21 protein-coding genes and 2 tRNA genes are annotated in these 19,491 nt (G+C 70.8%); 17 read left to right on the forward strand and 6 right to left on the reverse strand.

The features are described from left to right. Positions 1 to 158: 158 nt before the first annotated feature. Positions 159 to 995, forward strand: coding sequence for a glycine-rich domain-containing protein (locus LXT12_RS18125; RefSeq protein ID WP_233393932.1), 837 nt, complete (start codon positions 159 to 161; stop codon positions 993 to 995). 9 nt (positions 996 to 1,004) lie between these two features. Here LXT12_RS18125 and LXT12_RS18130 read toward each other — a convergent pair whose 3' ends face one another. After that, positions 1,005 to 2,552 (reverse strand): methyl-accepting chemotaxis protein, encoded by a 1,548-nt coding sequence (locus LXT12_RS18130; protein WP_304622771.1) that lies wholly within the window; start codon positions 2,550 to 2,552, stop codon positions 1,005 to 1,007. A gap of 174 nt (positions 2,553 to 2,726) precedes the next feature. Continuing rightward, positions 2,727 to 3,866: an iron-containing alcohol dehydrogenase gene (locus tag LXT12_RS18135; RefSeq protein WP_233393700.1), complete on the reverse strand. Its 1,140-nt coding sequence runs from the start codon at positions 3,864 to 3,866 to the stop codon at positions 2,727 to 2,729. A gap of 95 nt (positions 3,867 to 3,961) precedes the next feature. Between LXT12_RS18135 and LXT12_RS18140 the strand changes: the two genes are divergently transcribed. Both LXT12_RS18140 and LXT12_RS18145 read left to right on the forward strand, forming a co-directional pair. Further along, the gene (locus LXT12_RS18140; RefSeq protein ID WP_233393701.1) at positions 3,962 to 4,891 is read left to right on the forward strand and encodes an alpha/beta hydrolase; all 930 of its coding nucleotides are present in this window, start codon (positions 3,962 to 3,964) and stop codon (positions 4,889 to 4,891) included. Further along, the gene (locus LXT12_RS18145; protein WP_233393702.1) at positions 4,888 to 5,745 is read left to right on the forward strand and encodes a YbgC/FadM family acyl-CoA thioesterase; all 858 of its coding nucleotides are present in this window, start codon (positions 4,888 to 4,890) and stop codon (positions 5,743 to 5,745) included. The genes LXT12_RS18140 and LXT12_RS18145 overlap by 4 nt, the downstream gene beginning before the upstream one ends. Before the next feature lie 13 nt (positions 5,746 to 5,758). On the opposite strand, the gene LXT12_RS18150 is transcribed toward LXT12_RS18145, so the two are convergent. Next, complete coding sequence (locus LXT12_RS18150) at positions 5,759 to 6,007, reverse strand: DUF4936 family protein (RefSeq protein WP_233393703.1); 249 nt, start codon at positions 6,005 to 6,007, stop codon at positions 5,759 to 5,761. A gap of 2 nt (positions 6,008 to 6,009) precedes the next feature. Continuing rightward, on the reverse strand, positions 6,010 to 6,888 hold the full coding sequence (gene ygfZ, locus LXT12_RS18155; RefSeq protein WP_233393704.1) for a CAF17-like 4Fe-4S cluster assembly/insertion protein YgfZ: 879 nt from the start codon (positions 6,886 to 6,888) through the stop codon (positions 6,010 to 6,012). A 47-nt stretch (positions 6,889 to 6,935) separates the two neighbouring features. On the opposite strand from ygfZ, the gene mltG reads away from it, so the two are divergent. From mltG to LXT12_RS18190, 7 genes are all read left to right on the forward strand, one after another. After that, entirely contained in the window at positions 6,936 to 7,931 is a 996-nt protein-coding gene (mltG, locus tag LXT12_RS18160) for an endolytic transglycosylase MltG (protein ID WP_233393705.1), read from the forward strand. Further along, the gene (gene tmk / locus LXT12_RS18165) at positions 7,928 to 8,548 is read left to right on the forward strand and encodes a dTMP kinase (RefSeq protein ID WP_233393706.1); all 621 of its coding nucleotides are present in this window, start codon (positions 7,928 to 7,930) and stop codon (positions 8,546 to 8,548) included. The genes mltG and tmk overlap by 4 nt, the downstream gene beginning before the upstream one ends. After that, positions 8,542 to 9,549: a DNA polymerase III subunit delta' gene (locus tag LXT12_RS18170; protein ID WP_233393707.1), complete on the forward strand. Its 1,008-nt coding sequence runs from the start codon at positions 8,542 to 8,544 to the stop codon at positions 9,547 to 9,549. The genes tmk and LXT12_RS18170 overlap by 7 nt, the downstream gene beginning before the upstream one ends. Positions 9,550 to 9,562: 13 nt before the next feature. Then, complete coding sequence (locus LXT12_RS18175; RefSeq protein ID WP_233393708.1) at positions 9,563 to 10,006, forward strand: PilZ domain-containing protein; 444 nt, start codon at positions 9,563 to 9,565, stop codon at positions 10,004 to 10,006. Beyond that, entirely contained in the window at positions 10,006 to 10,794 is a 789-nt protein-coding gene (locus LXT12_RS18180; protein ID WP_233393709.1) for a TatD family hydrolase, read from the forward strand. The genes LXT12_RS18175 and LXT12_RS18180 overlap by 1 nt, the downstream gene beginning before the upstream one ends. Beyond that, a complete protein-coding gene (locus LXT12_RS18185) occupies positions 10,791 to 11,465 on the forward strand; it encodes an ankyrin repeat domain-containing protein (RefSeq protein ID WP_233393710.1) in 675 nt (224 codons plus the stop codon). The genes LXT12_RS18180 and LXT12_RS18185 overlap by 4 nt, the downstream gene beginning before the upstream one ends. Positions 11,466 to 11,581: 116 nt before the next feature. After that, a complete protein-coding gene (locus LXT12_RS18190; RefSeq protein WP_233393711.1) occupies positions 11,582 to 11,800 on the forward strand; it encodes a hypothetical protein in 219 nt (72 codons plus the stop codon). 52 nt (positions 11,801 to 11,852) lie between these two features. Here the strand turns inward: LXT12_RS18190 and efp are convergent, their stop codons facing one another. Together efp and earP are read right to left on the reverse strand one after the other, a co-directional pair. After that, positions 11,853 to 12,407, reverse strand: coding sequence for an elongation factor P (gene efp, locus LXT12_RS18195; protein ID WP_233393712.1), 555 nt, complete (start codon positions 12,405 to 12,407; stop codon positions 11,853 to 11,855). A 98-nt stretch (positions 12,408 to 12,505) separates the two neighbouring features. Further along, positions 12,506 to 13,525, reverse strand: a complete 1,020-nt coding sequence (gene earP / locus LXT12_RS18200; RefSeq protein ID WP_233393713.1) for an elongation factor P maturation arginine rhamnosyltransferase EarP — start codon at positions 13,523 to 13,525, stop codon at positions 12,506 to 12,508. Between the two features lie 31 nt (positions 13,526 to 13,556). Between earP and uvrC the strand changes: the two genes are divergently transcribed. The 7 genes from uvrC to LXT12_RS18235 all read left to right on the forward strand — a co-directional run bounded on the left by uvrC (position 13,557) and on the right by LXT12_RS18235 (position 19,434). Further along, positions 13,557 to 15,512, forward strand: a complete 1,956-nt coding sequence (gene uvrC, locus LXT12_RS18205) for an excinuclease ABC subunit UvrC (protein ID WP_233393714.1) — start codon at positions 13,557 to 13,559, stop codon at positions 15,510 to 15,512. A 56-nt stretch (positions 15,513 to 15,568) separates the two neighbouring features. Continuing rightward, positions 15,569 to 16,087, forward strand: a complete 519-nt coding sequence (locus LXT12_RS18210; protein WP_233393715.1) for a hypothetical protein — start codon at positions 15,569 to 15,571, stop codon at positions 16,085 to 16,087. Between the two features lie 56 nt (positions 16,088 to 16,143). Then, positions 16,144 to 16,710: a CDP-diacylglycerol--glycerol-3-phosphate 3-phosphatidyltransferase gene (gene pgsA / locus LXT12_RS18215; RefSeq protein WP_233393716.1), complete on the forward strand. Its 567-nt coding sequence runs from the start codon at positions 16,144 to 16,146 to the stop codon at positions 16,708 to 16,710. A gap of 221 nt (positions 16,711 to 16,931) precedes the next feature. Continuing rightward, the gene (locus LXT12_RS18220; protein ID WP_233393717.1) at positions 16,932 to 17,204 is read left to right on the forward strand and encodes an HU family DNA-binding protein; all 273 of its coding nucleotides are present in this window, start codon (positions 16,932 to 16,934) and stop codon (positions 17,202 to 17,204) included. Between the two features lie 28 nt (positions 17,205 to 17,232). Then, positions 17,233 to 17,308, forward strand: a tRNA-Val gene (locus LXT12_RS18225). A gap of 108 nt (positions 17,309 to 17,416) precedes the next feature. Then, entirely contained in the window at positions 17,417 to 19,330 is a 1,914-nt protein-coding gene (locus tag LXT12_RS18230) for a peptidylprolyl isomerase (RefSeq protein WP_233393718.1), read from the forward strand. 28 nt (positions 19,331 to 19,358) lie between these two features. Further along, positions 19,359 to 19,434, forward strand: a tRNA-His gene (locus LXT12_RS18235). The last annotated feature ends 57 nt before the right edge of the window (positions 19,435 to 19,491 follow it).

Below are 19,491 nucleotides of genomic sequence, written 5' to 3' on the forward strand. Positions count from 1 at the left end.
GTTCGACCGACTGGGCCTGCCCCGACTCTCCTGACCTCAAGCGCTCGAACCGCCTGGTGCGGACCCGCATGCCAGGTGGTGTGGCAGGGGCGCCTCCTGAGATGGAGGTCCCCTATGCCGATCATGTCGCCGTCATGGGCGGGTCACACACTGCCGGCATGGATGACATCACAACAACAACAAAGTTCAGCCTGCCGCACCGTGTGAAGGCCTGGTGCGGGCGACAGAGGGAGGCCTACCGGCGCCATGCCTTGCGCACCGCCTGCCCGCGGGCGACCGAAGCGGCCAGCCGGATTCCCGCGGCCGTGCGCGAAGCCTGGCGCGGGCATGCCGCCCGGGAGCTGCCAGGCCTGCCCGTCGATGATGGCGCGTGGCTGCGCTGCAGCATCGGCCTCGCACAGTTCTTCGAGGCCTGCCGCCTGCAGGAGGCGCACGGCCCCTGCGCCCTGCCCAGCCGGGCGGCCGACTCCGTCTGGCATGCCTGGCTCGCCTTCGATCCCGAGGGCCTGGCCGCCTGGCAGCAACGGCACTTCGGCCGCGTGCTTGACCACGTCGAATCCCACGCCCTCGGCGCGCCCCTGGAAGCCTGCCTGGCGCGCAGCTGGGCCGGGGCCTGCCGCAGCGAGGGCCTGAGCCCCCTGGCGCGGCGGCTGCCGCTGCTGTTCGCCCTCGACGGGATGCTCCGGGTGCCCACGGGCTGGGCCTACCGCCACGAGGGCGCCACCCTCGTGCACCAGCCCATCGACGGCTTCGGCCAGGCCAGCGGCGCTGCGGTGGCGCATGCGGCGGTCGGCGCCGCGGCGCTCACGGCCATGAGCCTGGTGACGCCGCTCGAACTGCGCGCCAGGCGTCGGGACGACGGCGCAGGCGCGAGCTGCGGCAGCAGCGTGGCCAGCGACGGCCCGGGCTGCTCCGGCGACGCGGGAGCCGGCTGCGATGGCGGCGGCAGCAGCTGCGGCTCGAGCTGCGGCGGCGGTTGCGGCGGAGGCGGCTGACGCCGCCGTTCAGCGGCGCGCCACCTGGAAGGTACCCACCGCGTTGGCCAGCGACTGGGCCTGCTCCCGCAGGCTTTCCGCCGCTGCGGTGGACTGCTCCACCAGGGCCGCGTTCTGCTGCGTGACCTGGTCGAGCTGGGTGATGGCGATGTTGACCTGGGCGATGCCGTCGGACTGTTCGGTCGCCGCGGTCGTGATCTCGCCCATGATGTCCTTGACGCGCTGCACGGCACCGACGAGTTCGTCCATGGTCTTGCCCGCCTCGGCCACCAGGCGCGCGCCAGCCTCCACCCGCTCGACGCTGCTGCCGATGAGGCTCTTGATCTCCTTGGCGGCGTCGGCGCTGCGGCCGGCCAGCGAACGCACCTCGCCAGCGACGACGGCGAAGCCCCGGCCCTGCTCGCCGGCGCGTGCGGCCTCCACGGCCGCATTCAGCGCCAGGATGTTGGTCTGGAAGGCGATGCCGTCGATGACGCCGATGATGTCGGCGATCTTGCGCGAGCTGACATTGATCTCGTCCATCGTGTGGACGACCTGGGCCACCACCTCGCCGCCGCGCTGGGCGACGCTGGCCGCCGACACCGCCAGCGAATTGGCCTGGCCGGCCGACGCGGCGGAGTGCTGCACGGTGCCCGTGAGCTCCTCCATGGCACTGGCGGTTTCTTCCAGGCTGGATGCGGCCTTCTCGGTGCGGGCGCTCAGGTCCTGGTTGCCGCTGGCGATCTCGGCCGAGGCCGTGTTGATGGACTCCGCCACCTCGCGGATGCCGCCGATCGTCTGGGACAGCGTCTCGCGCATGCGGCGCAGTGTGGTCTGGAGCTGGCCGATCTCGTCCGCCCGGGCGGCCATGCCCTGGCCCGAGGGCACGAGGTTGCCATCGGCCACGCGCTCCGCCAGCTCGTTGGCGGCGAGCAGCGGCTGGGTGATGCCGCGGGTGATGACCCAGGCCGCGCCTGCGCCCAGCGCCAGCATGAGGGCGCCCAGGCCGATCAGCACGGCACGTCCGCTGGCGGCGGCGGCGTCGATGTCGGCGGCCGTCTTGTCGATCTGGGCGCGCTGGAAGTCCAGGAACTCCTGCATGCGCTGGAGGTAGGCCTTGGAGACGGGGATGAAGGTGTCGGTCAGCAGCTTGTCGGCGGCTTCGGCCTGGCCGTCCTTCTTGAGCTTGACGATCTCTTCGCGGGACCGGATGTACTCCTGCCGCACCTTGGCGATGGCGTCGTAGATCGCCTGCTCCTCGGGTGTGCGGACCAGCGCCTTGATCTTCTCCTGCATCTCGCCCGAGGACTTGGTGGACTGGGCCTGGTCCTCCGCGAAGAGCTGGGCCAGCGACGAGTCCGAGCTCTTGGCGATGGCGATGGTGCGGCGCACCCCCGCGTTGATGTTGCGGTTCCAGTCCGCGATCAGCCTTTCCTTGGCCAATGGCTCGGCCATCATCTGCCGCGTGGCCGCAGCCGTCGCCCCCAGGCGCCAGGACGCCAGCGCGATGACCAGTGCCGCCAGCGCGAGGACCAGCGCAAACCCCGCCGCCAGCCGCATTCCTATCGTCAGTTTCATGGTGCTTGCTCCTCGCTCGTTGTCGAGCCCCTCTTGTCGGGGGCTGACCATGCTAGCGCCGCAAGCCTCTGGCAAAGCGATGAAAACCCGGTCGCGGCCGCCTGCGCCTTGTGCGGTGGCCTTCGTTGCCAATTACTCCTCGTCCCGGCCCGGCCGGGGCGCCGGTGCCGTCGGTCAGCGTGACGCCGCCAGCAGGGCGCGGTAGTCGTCGACGCTGGCCAGGCGGGGGTTGGTCTTGTGGCAGTGGTCGACGAGGGCGTGCTCGATGATGCGGTCGTCCAGCTCCGGCCCCACGCCCATCGCGGCCAGGCCGGCAGGCAGGCCCAGGCGGGCGTTCATCGCGGCGATGGCATCGGCCACTGCGTCGGCATCGCGGCCGGGCAGGTCCATGGCCTGGGCCAGGCGCTCGATGCGCCGCTCCCGCCTGACGCCGTCGGCCTGCGCGTTGAAGCGGATGACGGCCGGCAGGAAGACGGCGTTCAGCGTGCCGTGGTGCAGCCGCGGGTTCAGGCCACCCAGGGCATGGCTGAGCGAATGCACGGCGCCCAGCCCCTTCTGGAAGGCCATGGCGCCGTGCACGCTGGCGCACATCATGTCCAGGCGCGCGTCGCGGTCCTGCCCGTCGCGGGTGGCGCGTTCGATGGCGCCCCAGCCGCGGCGCAGGCCTTCCAGCGCGATGCCGTCGGCCGGTGGGTTGAAGGCCGGCGCGAGGAAGGTCTCGATGCAATGGGCGAGGGCGTCCATGCCGGTGGCCGCGGTCAGGGCGGGGGGCAGCTTGAGCGTCAGCGCCGGGTCGCAGATGGCCGCCTTGGGCAGCAGCTCCCAGTTGTGGAAGCCCAGCTTGCGACCGTCGTCGACGATGAGGATGGCGCCGCGCGCCACCTCGCTGCCGGTGCCCGCCGTGGTCGGCACGGCGATCAGCGGCAGCACCCGCGAGGTGATGTCCCCCGCGCCGCCCTCGATGGTGGCGTAGCGCTTGAGCGGCCCCTCGTGCGTGGCCGCGATGGCTACGCCCTTGGCCAGGTCCATGCTGGAGCCGCCGCCGATGGCGATGAGGCCGTCGCAGCCGGTGTCGCGGGCGGCCTGCACCGCCAGCCGCACGGCGGCCTCGGTCGGGTTGGCGGGCGTCTGGTCGAAGACCGGGGGCTTGGCGGCGAAGGCGGCCAGGGCCTCGTCCAGCACGCCGGCCGCGCGCACGCCGGCATCCGTCACCACCAGCGGCCGGCGGATGCCGAGGCGCTCGCACTCCGCCGGCAGCAGGCGGCTGGCGCCGAACTCGATCTCGATGCGGGTCAGGTAAAGGATCTGGGCCATGTCGCTCTCCGCGCTGTGCAGCGGCATCGTAGTTCGCGTGGCCGGGGCGGGAAGTCATGCACGCGACGCGCCGCGGCGCCACGGACAATGCCGTCATGACCGCGCCGACTCAGTTGCTCACGCCGCGCATGGCCGGGTTGCTCGAACGCATCCACCGGGCCAACCGGCCACCTTTGCACACCCTCGCGCCGCGCGAGGCCCGCATCGCCTACCGCATGGGCGCCGAGATCCTCGACCTGCCACGGGCGCCCCTGGCCCGCGTGGAGGACCTGGAGGTCGCCGGCCGGCCGGCGCGGCTCTACGCCCCGAGCGGGGCGGCCCTGCCGCTGATGCTCTACCTGCACGGCGGCGGCTTCACCATCGGCGACCTGGAAACCCACGACAGCCTGTGCCGCCAGCTCAGCCTGCGCAGCGGCGCGGCCGTCGTCGCGCTGGACTACCGGCTGGCGCCCGAGCACCGCTTCCCGGCCGCCGTCGACGACGCCTGGGCGGCCCTGGCCTGGCTGCACGAACGGGCCGGCACGTTGGGCCTGGACGGCTCCCGCCTGGCCGTGGGCGGCGACAGCGCCGGGGGCACCCTCGCGGCGAGCACCGCCTTCTTCGCCCGCGACCGCGGCCTGCCGCTGGCCCTGCAGCTGCTGATCACGCCCGGCACGGCCAGCCAGCCCTGCACGGCCTCGCACCGGCTCTTCGCCAACGGCTTCCTGCTCGACGCGGCCGGCATCGCCTGGTTCTTCGACCACTACATCGACCGCGGCCAGCGCCACGACTGGCGCTTCGCGCCGCTGGAGGCCGAAGACCATGCCGGCCTGGCCCCGGCCTGCGTCGTGCTGGCCGAATGCGACCCCCTCGTCGACGAAGGCCTGGCCTACGCCGACACGCTGAGGGCCGCGGGCGTGGCGGTGCAACTGGAGCTGTTCCGTGGCGTCACGCACGACTTCATCAAAATGGGCCGCCACATCCCCGAGGCCTTGACGGCCCTCAATGCCTGCGCCGAGGCGCTCAAGAACCATCTGACCCCATGAAACGCACCGACTTCCGCCACCTCGAGCCCCTGCGCGTGCGCTGGGCCGAGATCGACGCCCAGGGCATCGTCTTCAACGGCCACTACCTCACCTACCTCGACACCGCCATCAGCGGCTACTGGCGGGCCCTGGCGCTGCCTTATGCGGAGACGATGAAGGGCCTGGGCGGCGACCTCTACGTGCGCCGGGCGACGCTGGACTACCGCGGTTCGGCGCGCTACGACGACCGGCTGGACGTGGGCATCCGCTGCCGCGAGTTCGGCGGCAGCTCCATGATGGTGGACGGCGCCGTCTTCCACGGCGACCAGATGCTCGTGCAGGCCGAGACGATCTACGTCTTCGCCGACCCCGACACGCAGTCGCCGGTGCGGCTGCCCGACGCGCTGCGCCGCGTCATCCTCGACTTCGAGGCCGGCCAGCCGGTCGTCGACGTGGCCGTGGGCCCCTGGAGCGAACTCGGCGAGGCGGCGGGCGCCATCCGGCGCGAGGTCTTCATCGAGGAACAGCACATCCCGGCCGACATGGAATGGGACGCCGCCGACGCCAGCTGCCTGCACGCCCTGGCGCGCAACCGCTTCGGCATGCCTCTCGCCACGGGCCGGATGCTGGAGCACGTGCCGGGCGTGGCCAAGATCGGCCGCATGGCCGTGCGCCGCTCCATGCGCGGCGGCCAGATCGGCCGCCAGGTACTGGACGCGCTGATGGCCGAGGCGCGCCGCCAGGGCTACCGCGAGGTGCTGCTGCATGCTCAGCTGTCGGCGGAGAACTTCTACCTGCGAGCGGGCTTCCAGCGGCGGGGCGAGCCCTTCGAGGAGGCCGGCATCGGCCATGTGGAGATGGTGCGGGCGCTGTGAAGCGCCGACGGCGCTAACCGAGCATCTCGAAGCGTTCCACCTTGCGCTCGCTCGCGAGCCAGCGCTCCAGCGCCACGGCCACCTGCGGTTCGCGGTGGCTCCAGCCTTCGGGGTAGATCTCCATCCACGTCCAGTGGCCGTCTTCGTCCGGCCGCGGGCGCCGCAGCAGCTCGATGGGCGCTTCGACCCGCGCCTTGCGGAAGGCGACGAGGGCCTCCTCGGCATGCTCCGCAGCGACGCGGTAGTACACGTACAGCTGCACGCTCACTCCTGCGGGGGGATTTCGTAGGGCAGGGGGCGCGGGTCCAGCCTGGGGCCTGAGGCGCTGCCGAGATGCAGGCTGCCGCCTTCGAGTGCCGCCAGCTTGATTTCCGCCGCGACGAGGGTGCGGCCTCCGCGCGAGCCGCTGCCGGCCACGACGCCGGCCGGCTGTTCGGGGTCGGCGCTGTGGAAGATCTCCTGTCCCACCGTGGCGGGCGACGCCGCCTCGAAGACCTGCAGCCGCCGCTTCAGCGTGCCGCGGTACTGGCTGCGGGCGACGATCTCCTGGCCCGGGTAGCAGCCTTTCTTGAAGCTCACGCCGCCGAGCACTTCGAAGTTGATCATCTGCGGCACGAAGGCCTCGACGGTGGCGCCGCGCACCCAGGCCATGCCGGCCTCGGCCTCGGCGAAGGCCCAGTCGTCGGGCGACAGGGGAGCGCCGGCCGGGGCGGGCGCATCGGCGGGCTGGATGCGCAGGGCGCGGCCGGCACCGGGCAGGCTCACCTGCACGGCCTGGCCGTCGCGCTGCAGCGTCCAGGCGTCAGCCGCCGGCACGCCCATCAGGCCGTAGACGGCGAACTCGCCGCTCGCATCGCTCAGCTTGCACTTGGCGCGCAGCACGAACATGGACAGGCGCTTGAGTGTCGCGGCGAGCGTCTCCGCCGGCAGGGCCAGCAGGATCTCGTCGTCGCCCTGGCGCCAGCCCACCATCGTCGCCAGCAGGCGGCCCTTGGCCGTGCAGAAGCCGGCGAGCCGGGCGTGCCCGCGGTCGAGCAGGGCGAAGTCCTGGGTCAACTGACCGTGCAGGAAGGCGGCGGCATCGGCGCCCTGGGCGCGGATGACGCCCCAGTCGGAAAGCAGGAGCTGCGAGGTGTGCGACATGGGCGGAATTATCATCGGCGCCCTTTGAACGGCCGGTTGGCAGGGCTATGAAGTGGGTGATGCGGGCGCTGCTCGCGGTGTTGTTGATCGCGGCGCTGGTCGCGGGTGCCGTGTGGCAATGGCTGCGCAGCCCGATGGCGCTGGCGGCGCCGTCGGTGGAGCTGTCCATCGAGCCGGGCACGAATCCGGCCGAGGTCGCGCGCGCCTGGGTGGCTGCCGGCGTGCAGGTCGACCCGCGCTGGCTCTACGAGTGGTTCCGCTGGTCGGGCCAGGCCAAGCTGATCCGCGCGGGCAGCTACGAGGTGCACGCCGGCATCACGCCGCGCGAACTGCTCGACAAGATGGTGCGTGGCGACCAGGTGCTGGAGCAGTTGCGCCTCACCGAGGGCTGGAACTGGCGGCAGGTGAGGGCGGCTCTGGCCGCAGCCCCGGCGCTCAAGGCAAAGACGGCCGCCATGAGTGATGCCGAGGTGATGGCCGAGCTGGGCGAGCCGGGCGTGGCGCCTGAGGGCCGCTTCTTCCCCGACACCTATGCCTACAGCCGTGGCGTCAGCGACCTGACCGTGCTCAGGCGCGCCCATGAAGCCATGCGCCGGCGCCTGGCCGCGGCCTGGGCGGCGCGCTCGCCCGGCCTGCCGCTGAAGAGCGCCGACGAGGCCCTCATCCTCGCCTCCATCGTCGAGAAGGAAACCGGCACCGCCGCCGACCGCAGCCGCGTGGCCGCCGTCTTCGTGAACCGCCTGCGCCTGGGCATGCCGCTGCAGACCGACCCGACCGTCATCTACGGCCTGGGCGAGGCCTTCGACGGCAACCTGCGCAAGCGCGACCTGCTGGCCGACACGCCCTACAACACCTACACGCGCGGCGGCCTGCCGCCCACGCCCATCGCCATGCCGGGCGCGGCCTCGCTGAAGGCGGCCCTCAACCCAGCGCCGGTCAAGTCGCTGTACTTCGTCTCGCGGGGCGACGGCAGCAGCGAGTTCAGCGACGACCTGGACGCGCACAATCGCGCCGTCAACAAATACCAGCGCGGAGGCAAGTGAGCCAGGGCCGTTTCATCAGCTTCGAAGGCATCGACGGTGCCGGCAAGTCCACCCACATCCAGGCCGTGGCCGACTGGTTCCGCGCCCGCGGCGACGACGTGCAGCTCAGCCGCGAGCCCGGCGGCACGCCGCTGGCCGAGACGCTGCGCGACATCGTCCTCAAGCAGCCGATGGGCAGCCTCACCGAGCTGCTGCTGATGTTCGCCGGTCGGCGCGACCACGTCGAGACCGTCATCCGTCCGGCGCTCGCGGCCGGCAGGACGCTGCTGTGCGACCGCTTCACCGACGCGAGCTTCGCCTACCAGGGCGGCGGACGCGGCCTGCCGCTGACCGTGCTGGAGCCCCTGGCCGACTGGGTGCAGGAAGGCACCGAACCCGAGCTGACGCTGTGGTTCGACCTGCCGCCGGCCCAGGCCGCGGCCCGCCGCGCCGGTGCCCGCGAGGCCGACCGCATCGAGCAGCAGGACCTCGACTTCTTCGAGCGCGTGCGCGCGGCCTATGCCGCGCGGGCGGCGAAGGCGCCGCGGCGCATCGTGCGGGTCGACGCCAGCGGCACGGTGGAGCAGGTGGGCCGTGCGGTGCTGGCCGTGCTGTCGGAGCGCTACCCGCCATGCTGAACGCCGACCTGCCCTGGCTGGAAGCGCCCCTGGCCGACGCCCTCGCGCGGGCCCGCTCGCATGCCCTGCTCGTGCAGGGGCCGGCGGGCGTGGGTCAGCTTGAACTGGCCGTCAAGCTCGCGCAGAGCTGGCTGTGCGAGGCCCGCGCCGGGGCCGCACCGGCCTGCGGCCAGTGCGCCAGCTGCCGGCTCTTCGCCAGCGGCACGCATCCCGACTTCCAGCTGCTGATGCCCGAGGCCCTGGACGCCGCGGCCCGCGAGTCCCTCGGTCTGCCCTTCGAGGAGCCCGACGCGCCCAAGGCCGGCAAGGCCAAGCCCAGCCGCGAGATCAAGGTCGAGGCCGTGCGCAGCCTGCTCGCCTTTGCCCAGGCCACGTCGGCGCGCGGCAAGGCCAAGGTGGCGGTCATCTTCCCGGCCGAGGCGCTCAACGGCGTGGCGGCCAATGCCCTGCTCAAGACGCTGGAGGAGCCGGCCGGCCTGCTGCGCTTCGTGCTGGCCAGCCACGACAGCGCCAGCCTGCTGCCCACCATCCGCAGCCGCTGCCAGCCCCTGCCGCTGGCCTTGCCGGCGCGCGCCGCCGCGCTGACCTGGCTGGCGGCCAAGGGCGTGGACGGCGCCGAGGGCCTGCTCGACGCCACCGGCGGCCGGCCGCAGCAGGCCCTGGCCTGGTTCGAGGCCGGCCTCACCGACGCCGCCTGGCAGGCCATGCCCAAGCGCGTCGCCCGCGGCGAGGTGGCAGCCCTGTCCGACTGGGCGCCGCCCCGCGTCATCGACGCCTTGCAGCGCCTGTGCCACGACCTCGTGCGGCGCGCGCACGGCCAGCCGGGCCAGTTCTTCGCGCAGGCGGCCCTGCCGTCGCCGCGCCGCACCGCGCCGCTGCTGGCCTGGGAGGCCGAGCTCCGCCGCGCCGCCCGCCATGCCGAGCACCCGCTCAACGCCAGCCTGTGGATCGAAGCCCTCGTGGCCCAAGCCCAGGCGGCGATGGGGGCGGCTGCCCGGTGAATACACTCGCGGCATGAGCGACGCCACTTCAAAGCCCGGCCCGAACACGCAATTCCAGCCCAGCCAACTGGGCGGGTCGCTGCCGTTGCCCACGGTGGGCGGGCAGGCCGGCTCGGGCGCGCGTCCCAGCGTCATCCAGCTCGTCTTCCGCGAGAAGTCGGCCCTGTACGCCGCCTACATCCCCGCCTTCACGGAGGGCGGCCTGTTCGTGCCGACCACGCGCGACTACAAGCTGGGCGAAGACATCTACCTGCTGCTCGCCCTGCCCGAGGACAACCAGCGCTATCCCGTGGCCGGCAAGGTCGCCTGGCTGACGCCGGCCAACGCCTCGGGCGGCCGCACGCAAGGCGTGGGCGTGCGCTTCCCGGGCGACGAGAAGACGCGGTTGATCCGCGTGCGCATCGAGGAAATCCTCGGCACGGCGGTGTCGTCGAGCAAGCCGACCCAGACCCTCTGATGTTCATCGACTCCCACTGCCACCTCAGCTTTCCGGAGCTGAGGGAGAGGCTTCCCGACATCCTCGCGGCCATGCGCGCCGCCCAGGTCGAACAGGCCATCTGCATCTGCACGCAGATGGAGGAGTTCGAGACGGTGCATGCGCTGGCCGTTGCACACCCCCAGCTGTGGGCGACGGTCGGCGTGCATCCCGACACCGAGGACATGCGCGAGCCCGACGTGGCCGAGCTGGTGCGCCTGGCGGGCCTGCCGCGCGTCGTCGCCATCGGCGAGACGGGGCTGGACTACTACCGGCTGAACGGCCGCAGCGTCGCCGACATGGAGTGGCAGCGCGAGCGCTTCCGCACCCACATCCGCGCCGCCAGGCAGGCGCGCAAGCCGCTGGTCATCCACACCCGGGCCAGCGCGGCCGACACGCTTCGCGTGCTCGACGAGGAGGGCGGCGAGCAGGCAGGCGGCGTCTTCCACTGCTTCACCGAGACGGCTGAGGTGGCCCTGGCGGCGGTCGAGCGCGGCTACTACATCTCCTTCTCGGGCATCGTCAGCTTCAAGAACGCGCAAGACCTTCGCGACCTCGCGCGGCTGCTGCCGCTGGACCGCATCCTCATCGAGACCGACAGCCCCTACCTCGCGCCGGTGCCCTTCCGGGGCAAGACCAACTCGCCCGCCTACGTGCCGCACGTGGCCCAGGCCGTGGCGGACGCCATCGGCCTGCCGGTGGTGGAGCTCGCCGCGCACACGACGGCCAACACGCGGCGCCTGTTCGCCCTGCCGGAGGCCTTGCCATGAAGAGCCGCTTTGCCGCCTTGCTGCTCGCCGGGACCGCCGTGGCGGCCATGGCCGCGCCCATCGACGACCTTGTCATCGCCGCTGAAATGAACGAGCCGCGCGCCGTGCTGGCACTGCTGCTGAAGGGCGTGGACCCCAACCAGCCCGATTCGCGCGGGCGCAAGGCCCTCTTCATCGCCGTGCGCGAGAACTCGCTGCGGGCGCTGGACAGCTTGCTCGCCTCGCCGCAGACCCACGTCGACGAGCCCAACGACAAGGGCGAGACGCCGCTGATGATCGCCGCCATCCGCGGCTCGCTGCCGGCGGTCAAGGCCCTGGTCAAGCACGGCGCGGCCATCAACCGCGAGGGCTGGACGCCGCTGCACTACGCCTGCAGCGGGCCGGACAACGGCGTCGCAGCCTGGCTGATCGAGCACGGGGCCGACATCAACGCCCGCTCGGAGAACGGCACGACGCCGCTGATGATGGCGGCCCGCTACGGCAACGGCGACCTCGTGCCGATGCTGCTCAAGGCCGGTGCCGAGCCCCGCGCCGCCAACGAGCAAGAGCTGACGGCCGCCGACTTCGCCCAGCGCGGCGACCGCGACGTGATGGCCAAGGAGCTGCGCCGCATCATCCAGGAGCGCCAGCGCGCGGCCGATGCGGCCAAGGCGGCCGGCACCGCCAAATAGTTCTCGGCCAGGCGGGCGTGTAAGGCAAAGTCTTACAGCGCCTAGCGCGCTGAGCCGACTGTCGCGGAAAACCGCGGCTGCCTACAGTGGACTCACCGTCAAACACGAGGTCCGCCATGCTGTCCACCACCCCCAATCTGGTCGATCCCTTCGCGATGCTGATCGCGCCCGAACAGGTGATGAACGCCATCGAGCGCTCCGACCGCCTGGCCCGCCTGCAGCGCCGCGTCTACCGCCCGCTGGACCGGCCGTGGATCCCGATGAAGGGCAGCGCCGAGTTCGACAGCGAGATCGATGCCGAGCCCGACGTGCCTGACCTCTCCGACACCGAATGAAGCAAAACGCCCGCATCAGCGGGCGTTTTTCATGAGCGGGCCGCGAGGGCGGTCAGACGCGCTTGCGGTACTCGTGGGTGCGGGTGTCGATTTCGATCTTGTCGCCGTTCTCGACGAACAGCGGCACGGCGATCTCGAAGCCGGTGCCCTTCAGGCGGGCGGGCTTCAGGACCTTGCCCGAGGTGTCGCCCTTGACGGCCGGCTCGGTCTCGATCTCGCGCACGACGCTGGTGGGCAGTTCGACCGAGATGGCCTTGCCGTCGTAGAAGGTCACTTCCACGCCCATGCCGTCTTCCAGGTAGGAGATGGCGTCGCCCATGTTCTCGGCCTCGACCTCGTACTGGTTGTACTCGGTGTCCATGAAGACGTACATCGGGTCGGCGAAGTAGGAGTAGGTGCACTCCTTCTTGTCGAGGATGATCTGGTCCATCTTGTCGTCGGCCTTGAAGACCAGCTCGGCGCCCGCGCCGTTGAGCAGGTTCTTCATCTTGATGCGCACGGTGGCGGCGCCACGGCCGCCGCGGCTGTATTCGGTCTTCAGGACGACCATCGGGTCCTTGCCCTGCATGATCACGTTGCCGGCGCGGATTTCTTGAGCGAGTTTCATGGTGTATCGGGGGTAGAAGGCCGGAACGCTCCGGCTGCAGGCGGCGCACCAGGCTCCCGAAGACTCCGTCCCGGCTTGGCGCGGCAAAGCCAGCTATTCTAGCTGGGAAACCCTAGGAAGCTCCGCAGCTGGCTCAGCAGGTCAGGCTGGGCCGCCAATTGCTCACGCCAGGCCGGCGCATGCGCGTGGGCGGCGTCCAGGCCCTCCAGCGTTGCCGGCAAGGGGGCGAGCCCGTTCCAGCCGCGCCACACGCGGCGCCACGCCCCGGGCAGCGCGGCGCGGTCCATGAAGGCTTCCAGCTTGGCGTGGTGGGCGTCGTCGTGCTGTGGGTAGATGTGCCAGACGAAGGGCTTGCCGGCCCACTGGGCGCGCACGAAGGAGTCCTCCCCCCGCACGAAGTTGAGGTCGCAGGCCCAGAGCAGACAGTCGTAGTCGTCCTGGCTGAGGTAGGGCAGGGCGAGGTGGCGCAGGCCGGGGCGGTCCGCCACCTGCTGCTGCAGCGGGCCGGGGCAGGCCAGCAGCAGCGTGGGCGCCTGGGCGAGGGCATCGAGCAGGGCCGGCAGGCCCGGGTTGGCATAGGCGAACAGGCTGACGACGCGCTCCTGCGGCCGCGGCCCCCAGCCCTGGGTGGCCAGCCAGGTCGGGCCGTCGAAGGCGGCGATGCGCTCCCTGAGGCCGGGCTCGCGCAGCAGCCCGCCGGTGCGCGGCGTGAAGCCCGGGTAGAAGAAGTGCTTGGCCAGCCCGGCGCCCGGGCCGCTGGACTGCGGCGAGGCCAAGCCGTGGCAGCGCTCGACGTAGTCTTCGGCGCTGAGGTATTCGAGGTTGATCCAGCGCGGGGTGGGCTGGCGCGCCGCCATGCGGGCCACGAAGCCTTCCGGCAGCTCGCAGCCGAAGGCTTCGACGACGACGTCGCCGGGCACGACCTCGACGTCCTCTTCGGGCCATGGGCGCACCTCGATGCCGGTGGGCCGCCGCGGCGCCATCCAGGCCAGGGCCGAGGCGTCGTCCACCCACAGTCGCACCGCGTCGCCGCGCGTGGCCATGTCGCGCGCCAGGCGCCAGCACACGCCGATGTCGCCATGGTTGTCGATGACGCGGCAAAAGAGGTCCCAGAGCATGGGCGGATTGTCCCAGGCCAAAATCCCGGCCATGTCCGACACGCCCGTCCCCAACGCCGAGATCGGTGAATCCGGCGCCCAGCAAGCCGCCGACCTCGAAGCCGCCGCGCGCGCCGCCCGGGACCGGGTGCTCGCCGAGGTCAACGCCTTGCCCGCGCTGCCCGGCGTCTACCGCTATTTCGATGCCCGTGGCGAGGTGCTCTACGTCGGCAAGGCCAAGGACCTGAAGCGCCGCGTCAGCAGCTACTTCCACAAGAACCACGGCGGCACCCGCATCGGCATGATGGTCGCGCGCGTCGCGCGGCTGGAAACGACCGTGGTGCGCACCGAGGCCGAGGCCCTGCTGCTCGAGAACAACCTCATCAAGACGCTGAACCCGCGGTTCAACATCCTGTTCCGGGACGACAAGAGCTACCCCTACCTCAAGATCACGGCCCACGCCTGGCCGCGCATGGCCTACTACCGCGGCGCGGTGGACAAGCGCCACAAGTACTTCGGGCCCTTCCCGAGCGCCTGGGCGGTGAAGGAGTCCATCCAGCTGATGCAGAAGGTGTTCAAGCTGCGCACCTGTGAGGACAGCGTCTTCAACAACCGCAGCCGCCCCTGCCTGCTGCACCAGATCAAGCGCTGTTCGGCGCCCTGCGTGCCGCTCGGGCAGACGCCGGAGTACGCCCGCGACGTGGCCAGCGCCGAGCGCTTCCTGCGCGGCGAGACCGACGAGGTGATGGCCTCGCTGCAGGAGCAGATGATGGCCTACGCCGAGGCACAGCGTTATGAGCTGGCCGCCGAGGTACGCAACCAGATCCAGGCGCTGTCCAAAGTGCTGCAGCAGCAGGTCATCGAGGAGAGCAGCGCCACCGGCCGCGACCGCGACGTGGACATCCTGGCCGTCAAGGTGCAGGGCGGCAAGGCCTGCGTGAACCTGGCCATGGTGCGGGGCGGCCGCCATTTGGGCGACCGCGCCTTCTTCCCCAGGCACGTCGACGACGCGACCGCGATGCAGCTGGACGATGAGGAGGCCGTGTCGCCCGAACGCCAGGTGCTGGAGGCCTTCATGGCCCAGCACTACCTGGCCTCGCCCGTGCCCGGCCTCATCGTCGTCAGCGAGCCGGTCGAGCCCGGCCTGGCCGATACCTTGGCGGCCCAGGCGGGCAGCCGCGTCACCGTGCAGGCCCAGCCGCGCGGCCAGCGGCGCATCTGGCAGGAGATGTGCATCAAGGGCGCCGAGCTGGCGCTGGCGCGGCTGCTGGCCGAGGAGGGCTCGCAGCAGGCGCGCACGCGGGCGCTGGTGGACGCGCTGGACCTGTCGGTCGCCGAGATCGACAAGTTCCGCGTCGAGTGCTTCGACATCAGCCACACGGCCGGCGAGGCGACGATGGCGAGCTGCGTGGTCTTCGAGAACCACCAGATGCAGAGCAGCCAGTACCGGCGCTACAACATCGAGGGCGTCGTCGGCGGCGACGACTATGCGGCCATGCGCCAGGTGCTCACGCGCCGCTACAGCAAGCTGGCCGAGGCCGCGCAGCTCGGCACCGGGCGGCTGCCCGACCTCGTGCTGGTGGACGGTGGGCGAGGGCAGGTCAGCATGGCGCGCGAGGTGTTCGAGGAGCTGGGCCTGGACCTCGGCCTCATCGCCGGCGTGGAGAAGGGGGAGGGCCGCAAGGTCGGCCTCGAGGAGCTCGTCTTCGCCGACGGGCGCGAGAAGGTCTACCTCGGCCGCGACTCGGCCGCGCTGATGCTGATCGCGCAGATTCGCGACGAGGCCCACCGCTTCGCCATCACCGGCATGCGCGCCAGGCGCGCCGCCGCTCGCACGGGCGGTTCGCGGCTGGAGGACGTGCCGGGCGTCGGGCCCAAGAAGCGCTCGCAGCTGCTGCAGCGCTTCGGCGGCGTGCGCGGCGTGGCCGGCGCCAGCGTCGACGAGCTGGCCAGCGTGAAAGGCATCTCGCGCGAACTCGCCGAAGACATCTACCGCGCGCTGCATTGACCCGAAATGGGCGCAACATGGCGCCCGCCACGACGGCCCGAGGAGGGGCCCAATCCATGTCCATCGTCCAACGAATCCAGCGCGCCACCCGCTGGCTGCTGGCCCCCGTGCTGGCCGCCTGCGGGGTGGCGCCACGTGCCCCCGCCCCGTCGCCGACGCCCGCTCCCACGCCGGCTCCGGTGGCAGCCCCGGCCGCCACGCCCGCCGCGCCAACCGCGGCCAAGGCGGCCGGCCTGCCGGCACCCAAGGCCGTGCGCACCCATGACGAACTGCGTCGCCAGGCTGCCGAGCGCCTGGTGCTCGCCAACCCGGAGCGCAGCTACATGACGCCGGCGCCGGCCCAACTGCTCACCGTCATCGTGCTGGACGTCGAGGTCAAGTCCGACGGCAGCGTGCGCAAGGTGCATGTCGTCCGCGGGCCCAAGTTCGGCCCCGAGACGCTGCAGATGGCCATCGACGCCATCCACCGGGCGGCTCCCTTCGGCGACGTGCGCCGCATGCCCGAACCCTGGAAGTTCACCGAGACCTTCCTCTTCGACGAGGACCGGCGCTTCAAGCCGCGCAGCCTCGATTGAGCGGGGCGCACGCGCACCTCGGCCGTGCAAGCCCCAGCCTTGTGCACAATCGCCCCATGTTCCTGACCCTGCCGACTCTGCTGACCTGGGCCCGCATCGTGGCCATCCCGCTGATCGTCGGGGTGTTCTACCTGGACCTGAGCCGTGCCCACCAGAACCTTTTCGCGACGGTGCTCTTCATCGTCGTCGCGCTGACCGACTGGCTGGACGGCTGGCTGGCGCGCCGGCTCAACCAGACCTCCTCCTTCGGCGCCTTCCTCGATCCCGTCGCTGACAAGTTCCTGGTCTGCTCCGCGCTGCTGGTGCTGCTCAAGCTCGGCCGGGTGGAGGATTTCGTCGCCCTCGTCATCATCGGCCGCGAGATCGCCATTTCGGCCCTGCGCGAGTGGATGGCGCAGATCGGGGCCTCGCGGAGCGTGGCGGTGCACATGGTCGGCAAGCTCAAGACGACGGTGCAGATGATCGCCATCCCCTTCCTGCTCTACGACGGCCGCCTGTTCGGCCTGATCCCGACGCTGGCCTGGGGGACCTGGCTGATCTACGCCGCCGTCGTCCTGACCATCTGGTCGATGGTCTACTATCTGCAGAAGGCTCTGCCCGAAATCCGCGCCAAGGCTCGCTGAACGGCGCCTGCCGACCGGACATCGAGTTGTATCGGGACTTTTCCCTCCCCGCCTGGCACTGGGGGCGCGTCTAGAATCCGCTTCCCGCGCGTGCCTGGACTCCTTTTTTGGAGGCCGAACAGGCGTGCAGTGCGCGGAACCGCATCTCTTCGCAAACCCTGCTGACCGGCCACCGGAGCAGGGCCAACAGTCCGCTGAATCTCCAAGAGTGGGGGGCACGAGTGAACAAGTCCGAACTGATCGAGCACATCGCCAAGCAGGCCGACATCTCCAAGGCTGCTGCGGGGCGTGCGCTCGAAGCCGTCATCGGCGGCGTCAAGACGACGCTGAAGAAGAACGGCACCGTCTCGCTGGTGGGCTTCGGCACCTTCAGCGTCACCAAGCGTGCCGCCCGCGCCGGCCGCAACCCGCGCACCAACGAGGCGATCAAGATCAAGTCGGCCAAGGTTCCCAAGTTCAAACCGGGCAAGGCCCTGAAGGACGCGGTCAACTGATTTCATCGAGATCGGGCCCCGGCTCGCCGGGTGCTTAGCTCAGTTGGTAGAGCGCCGCTCTTACACAGCGATGGTCGGCGGTTCGAGCCCGTCAGCACCCACCAACCGATCTCCCAGACGACGGTACCCGCCGTCCCCACATAGAATGCGACTCCCTCGAAGGCGAACCCCGGTTCGCCTTCGTTGCGTTTGATCCTTCAAGGCTTTCCGCGATGTTCGATTTCGTCCGCCAGCACAACCGCCTGTTCCAGTTCATCCTGCTGCTGCTCATCCTGCCGTCCTTCGCCTTCGTCGGCATGCAGGGCTACACCAGCATGATGGGCGGCGCCAACGCCGGCGTGGCCAGCGTCGATGGCCGCAAGATCACCCAGGCCGAGTGGGACGTCGCCCAGCGCGAGCAGGCCAACCGCATCCGCAGCCAGAGCCCCAACATCGACGCCAAGCTGCTCGACACGCCCGAGATGAAGCACAAGGCGCTCGAGGGCCTGGTCACCGAGCGCACCCTGCAGGCCGCGGCGGACCACCAGCATTTCACGCCCAGCCCCGAGGCCGTCAACGCACGCTTCTGGAACGATCCGCAGTTCGCCTTCCTCCGCAACCCGGACGGCACCGTCAACAAGGCGCTGCTGGCCGCGCAGGGCATGACGCCCTCCGTCTTCCTGGAGCGGCTGCGCCAGGACTACGCGCTGCGCCAGGTCACGGCGCCGGTCGAGACCGCCCCGGTCGTCGGCAACAGCGCGCCCAAGCTGGCCTTCGACGCCCTGCTGCAGCAGCGCGAAGTGCAGCTGCAGCGCTTCGAGCTCAAGGACTACGCCGCCAAGATCAACCCGAGCGACGCCGACCTCGAAGCCTTCTACAAGGAGCCGGCCAGCGCCGCCAAGTTCCAACTGCCCGAATCCGCCCAGATCCAATACCTGGTCCTGGACGTCGAGGCGCTGAAGAAGGACGTCAAGTTCACCGAGGACGACCTGCAGACCTACTACAAGGAAAACGCCTCCCGCTACGGCGTGCCCGAAGAGCGCCGCGCCAGCCACATCCTCATCAAGGCCGACCGCAACGCCCCCGCCGACGAGCGCGCCAAGGCCAAGGCCAAGGCCGAGGAGATCCTGGCCCAGGTGCGCAAGAACCCGGCCGACTTCGCGGCCCTCGCCAAGAAGAACTCCCAGGACGAAGGCTCGGCAGCCAATGGCGGCGACCTCGACTTCTTCGGCCGTGGCGCCATGGTCAAGGAGTTCGACGCCGCGGTCTACGCCATGAAGCCGGGCGAGATCAGCAACCTCGTCGAGACCGACTTCGGTTACCACATCATCCAGCTGACCGGCGTGCGCGGCGGCGAGAAGAAGCCCTTCGAGGCCGTGCGCGGCGAGGTCGAGTCCGAAGTGCGCAAGCAGCTCGCCCAGCGCCGCTACGCCGAAGCCGCCGAGCAGTTCGGCAATCTCGTCTACGAGCAGTCCGACAGCCTCCAGCCCGCGGCCGACAAGCTCAAGCTGCAGATCCAGACCGCCACCGTCCAGCGCCAGCCGCAAGCCGGCGCCGCCGGCCCGCTCGCCTCGCCCAAGCTGCTGGAAGCCGTCTTCGGCGCCGAGGCGCTGCGCAACAAGCGCAACACCGAGGCCGTCGAGACCGGCCCGAGCCAGCTGGTGTCCGCCCGCGTGACGCAATACAGCCCCGCGCGCGTGCCGCCCCTGGCCGACGTGAAGGACAAGGTCCGCGAGCAGCTCGTCAAGAAGCTGGCCAGCGCCGAAGCCAAGAAGGCCGGCGAGGCGCGCCTGGCGGCCCTGAAGGCCAACCCGGCGGATACCGCTGGACTGGAGCCGGCGACGATCGTGTCCCGCGCCAAGCCGCAGAGCCTCTCTCGCGGCCAGCTCGAAGCCGTGCTGGGGGCCGACGCCGCCAAGCTGCCCACCGCTGTCGGCGTCGCAGCCGAGGACGGCGGCTACGTCGTCGTGCGCATCAGCCAGCTCCTGCCGCGCGACGCTGCCGTCATCGACGACAAGCGTGCCGTCCAGCAATACGCCAACGCCTGGGCCCGCGCCGAAGGCCAGGCCTACCTCGCGGCCCTCAAGTCCCAGTACAAGGCCGTCCTCAAGGTCGCCGCCCCGGCATCTGCCGCCAGCGCACCCTGATTTCTGGGTTATACTTTTTGGCTCTGCGGTGGCTGTAGCTCAGTTGGTAGAGTCCAGGATTGTGATTCCTGTTGTCGTGGGTTCGAGTCCCATCAGCCACCCCAAGTAATACGAAGTCCCCTATGAAGACCGGTTCTCATAGGGGATTTTTCTTTGGCGCC

Origin of the sequence: Pelomonas caseinilytica (assembly GCF_021353235.1) — a bacterium.
Lineage (GTDB): Bacteria > Pseudomonadota > Gammaproteobacteria > Burkholderiales > Burkholderiaceae_C > Pelomonas > Pelomonas caseinilytica.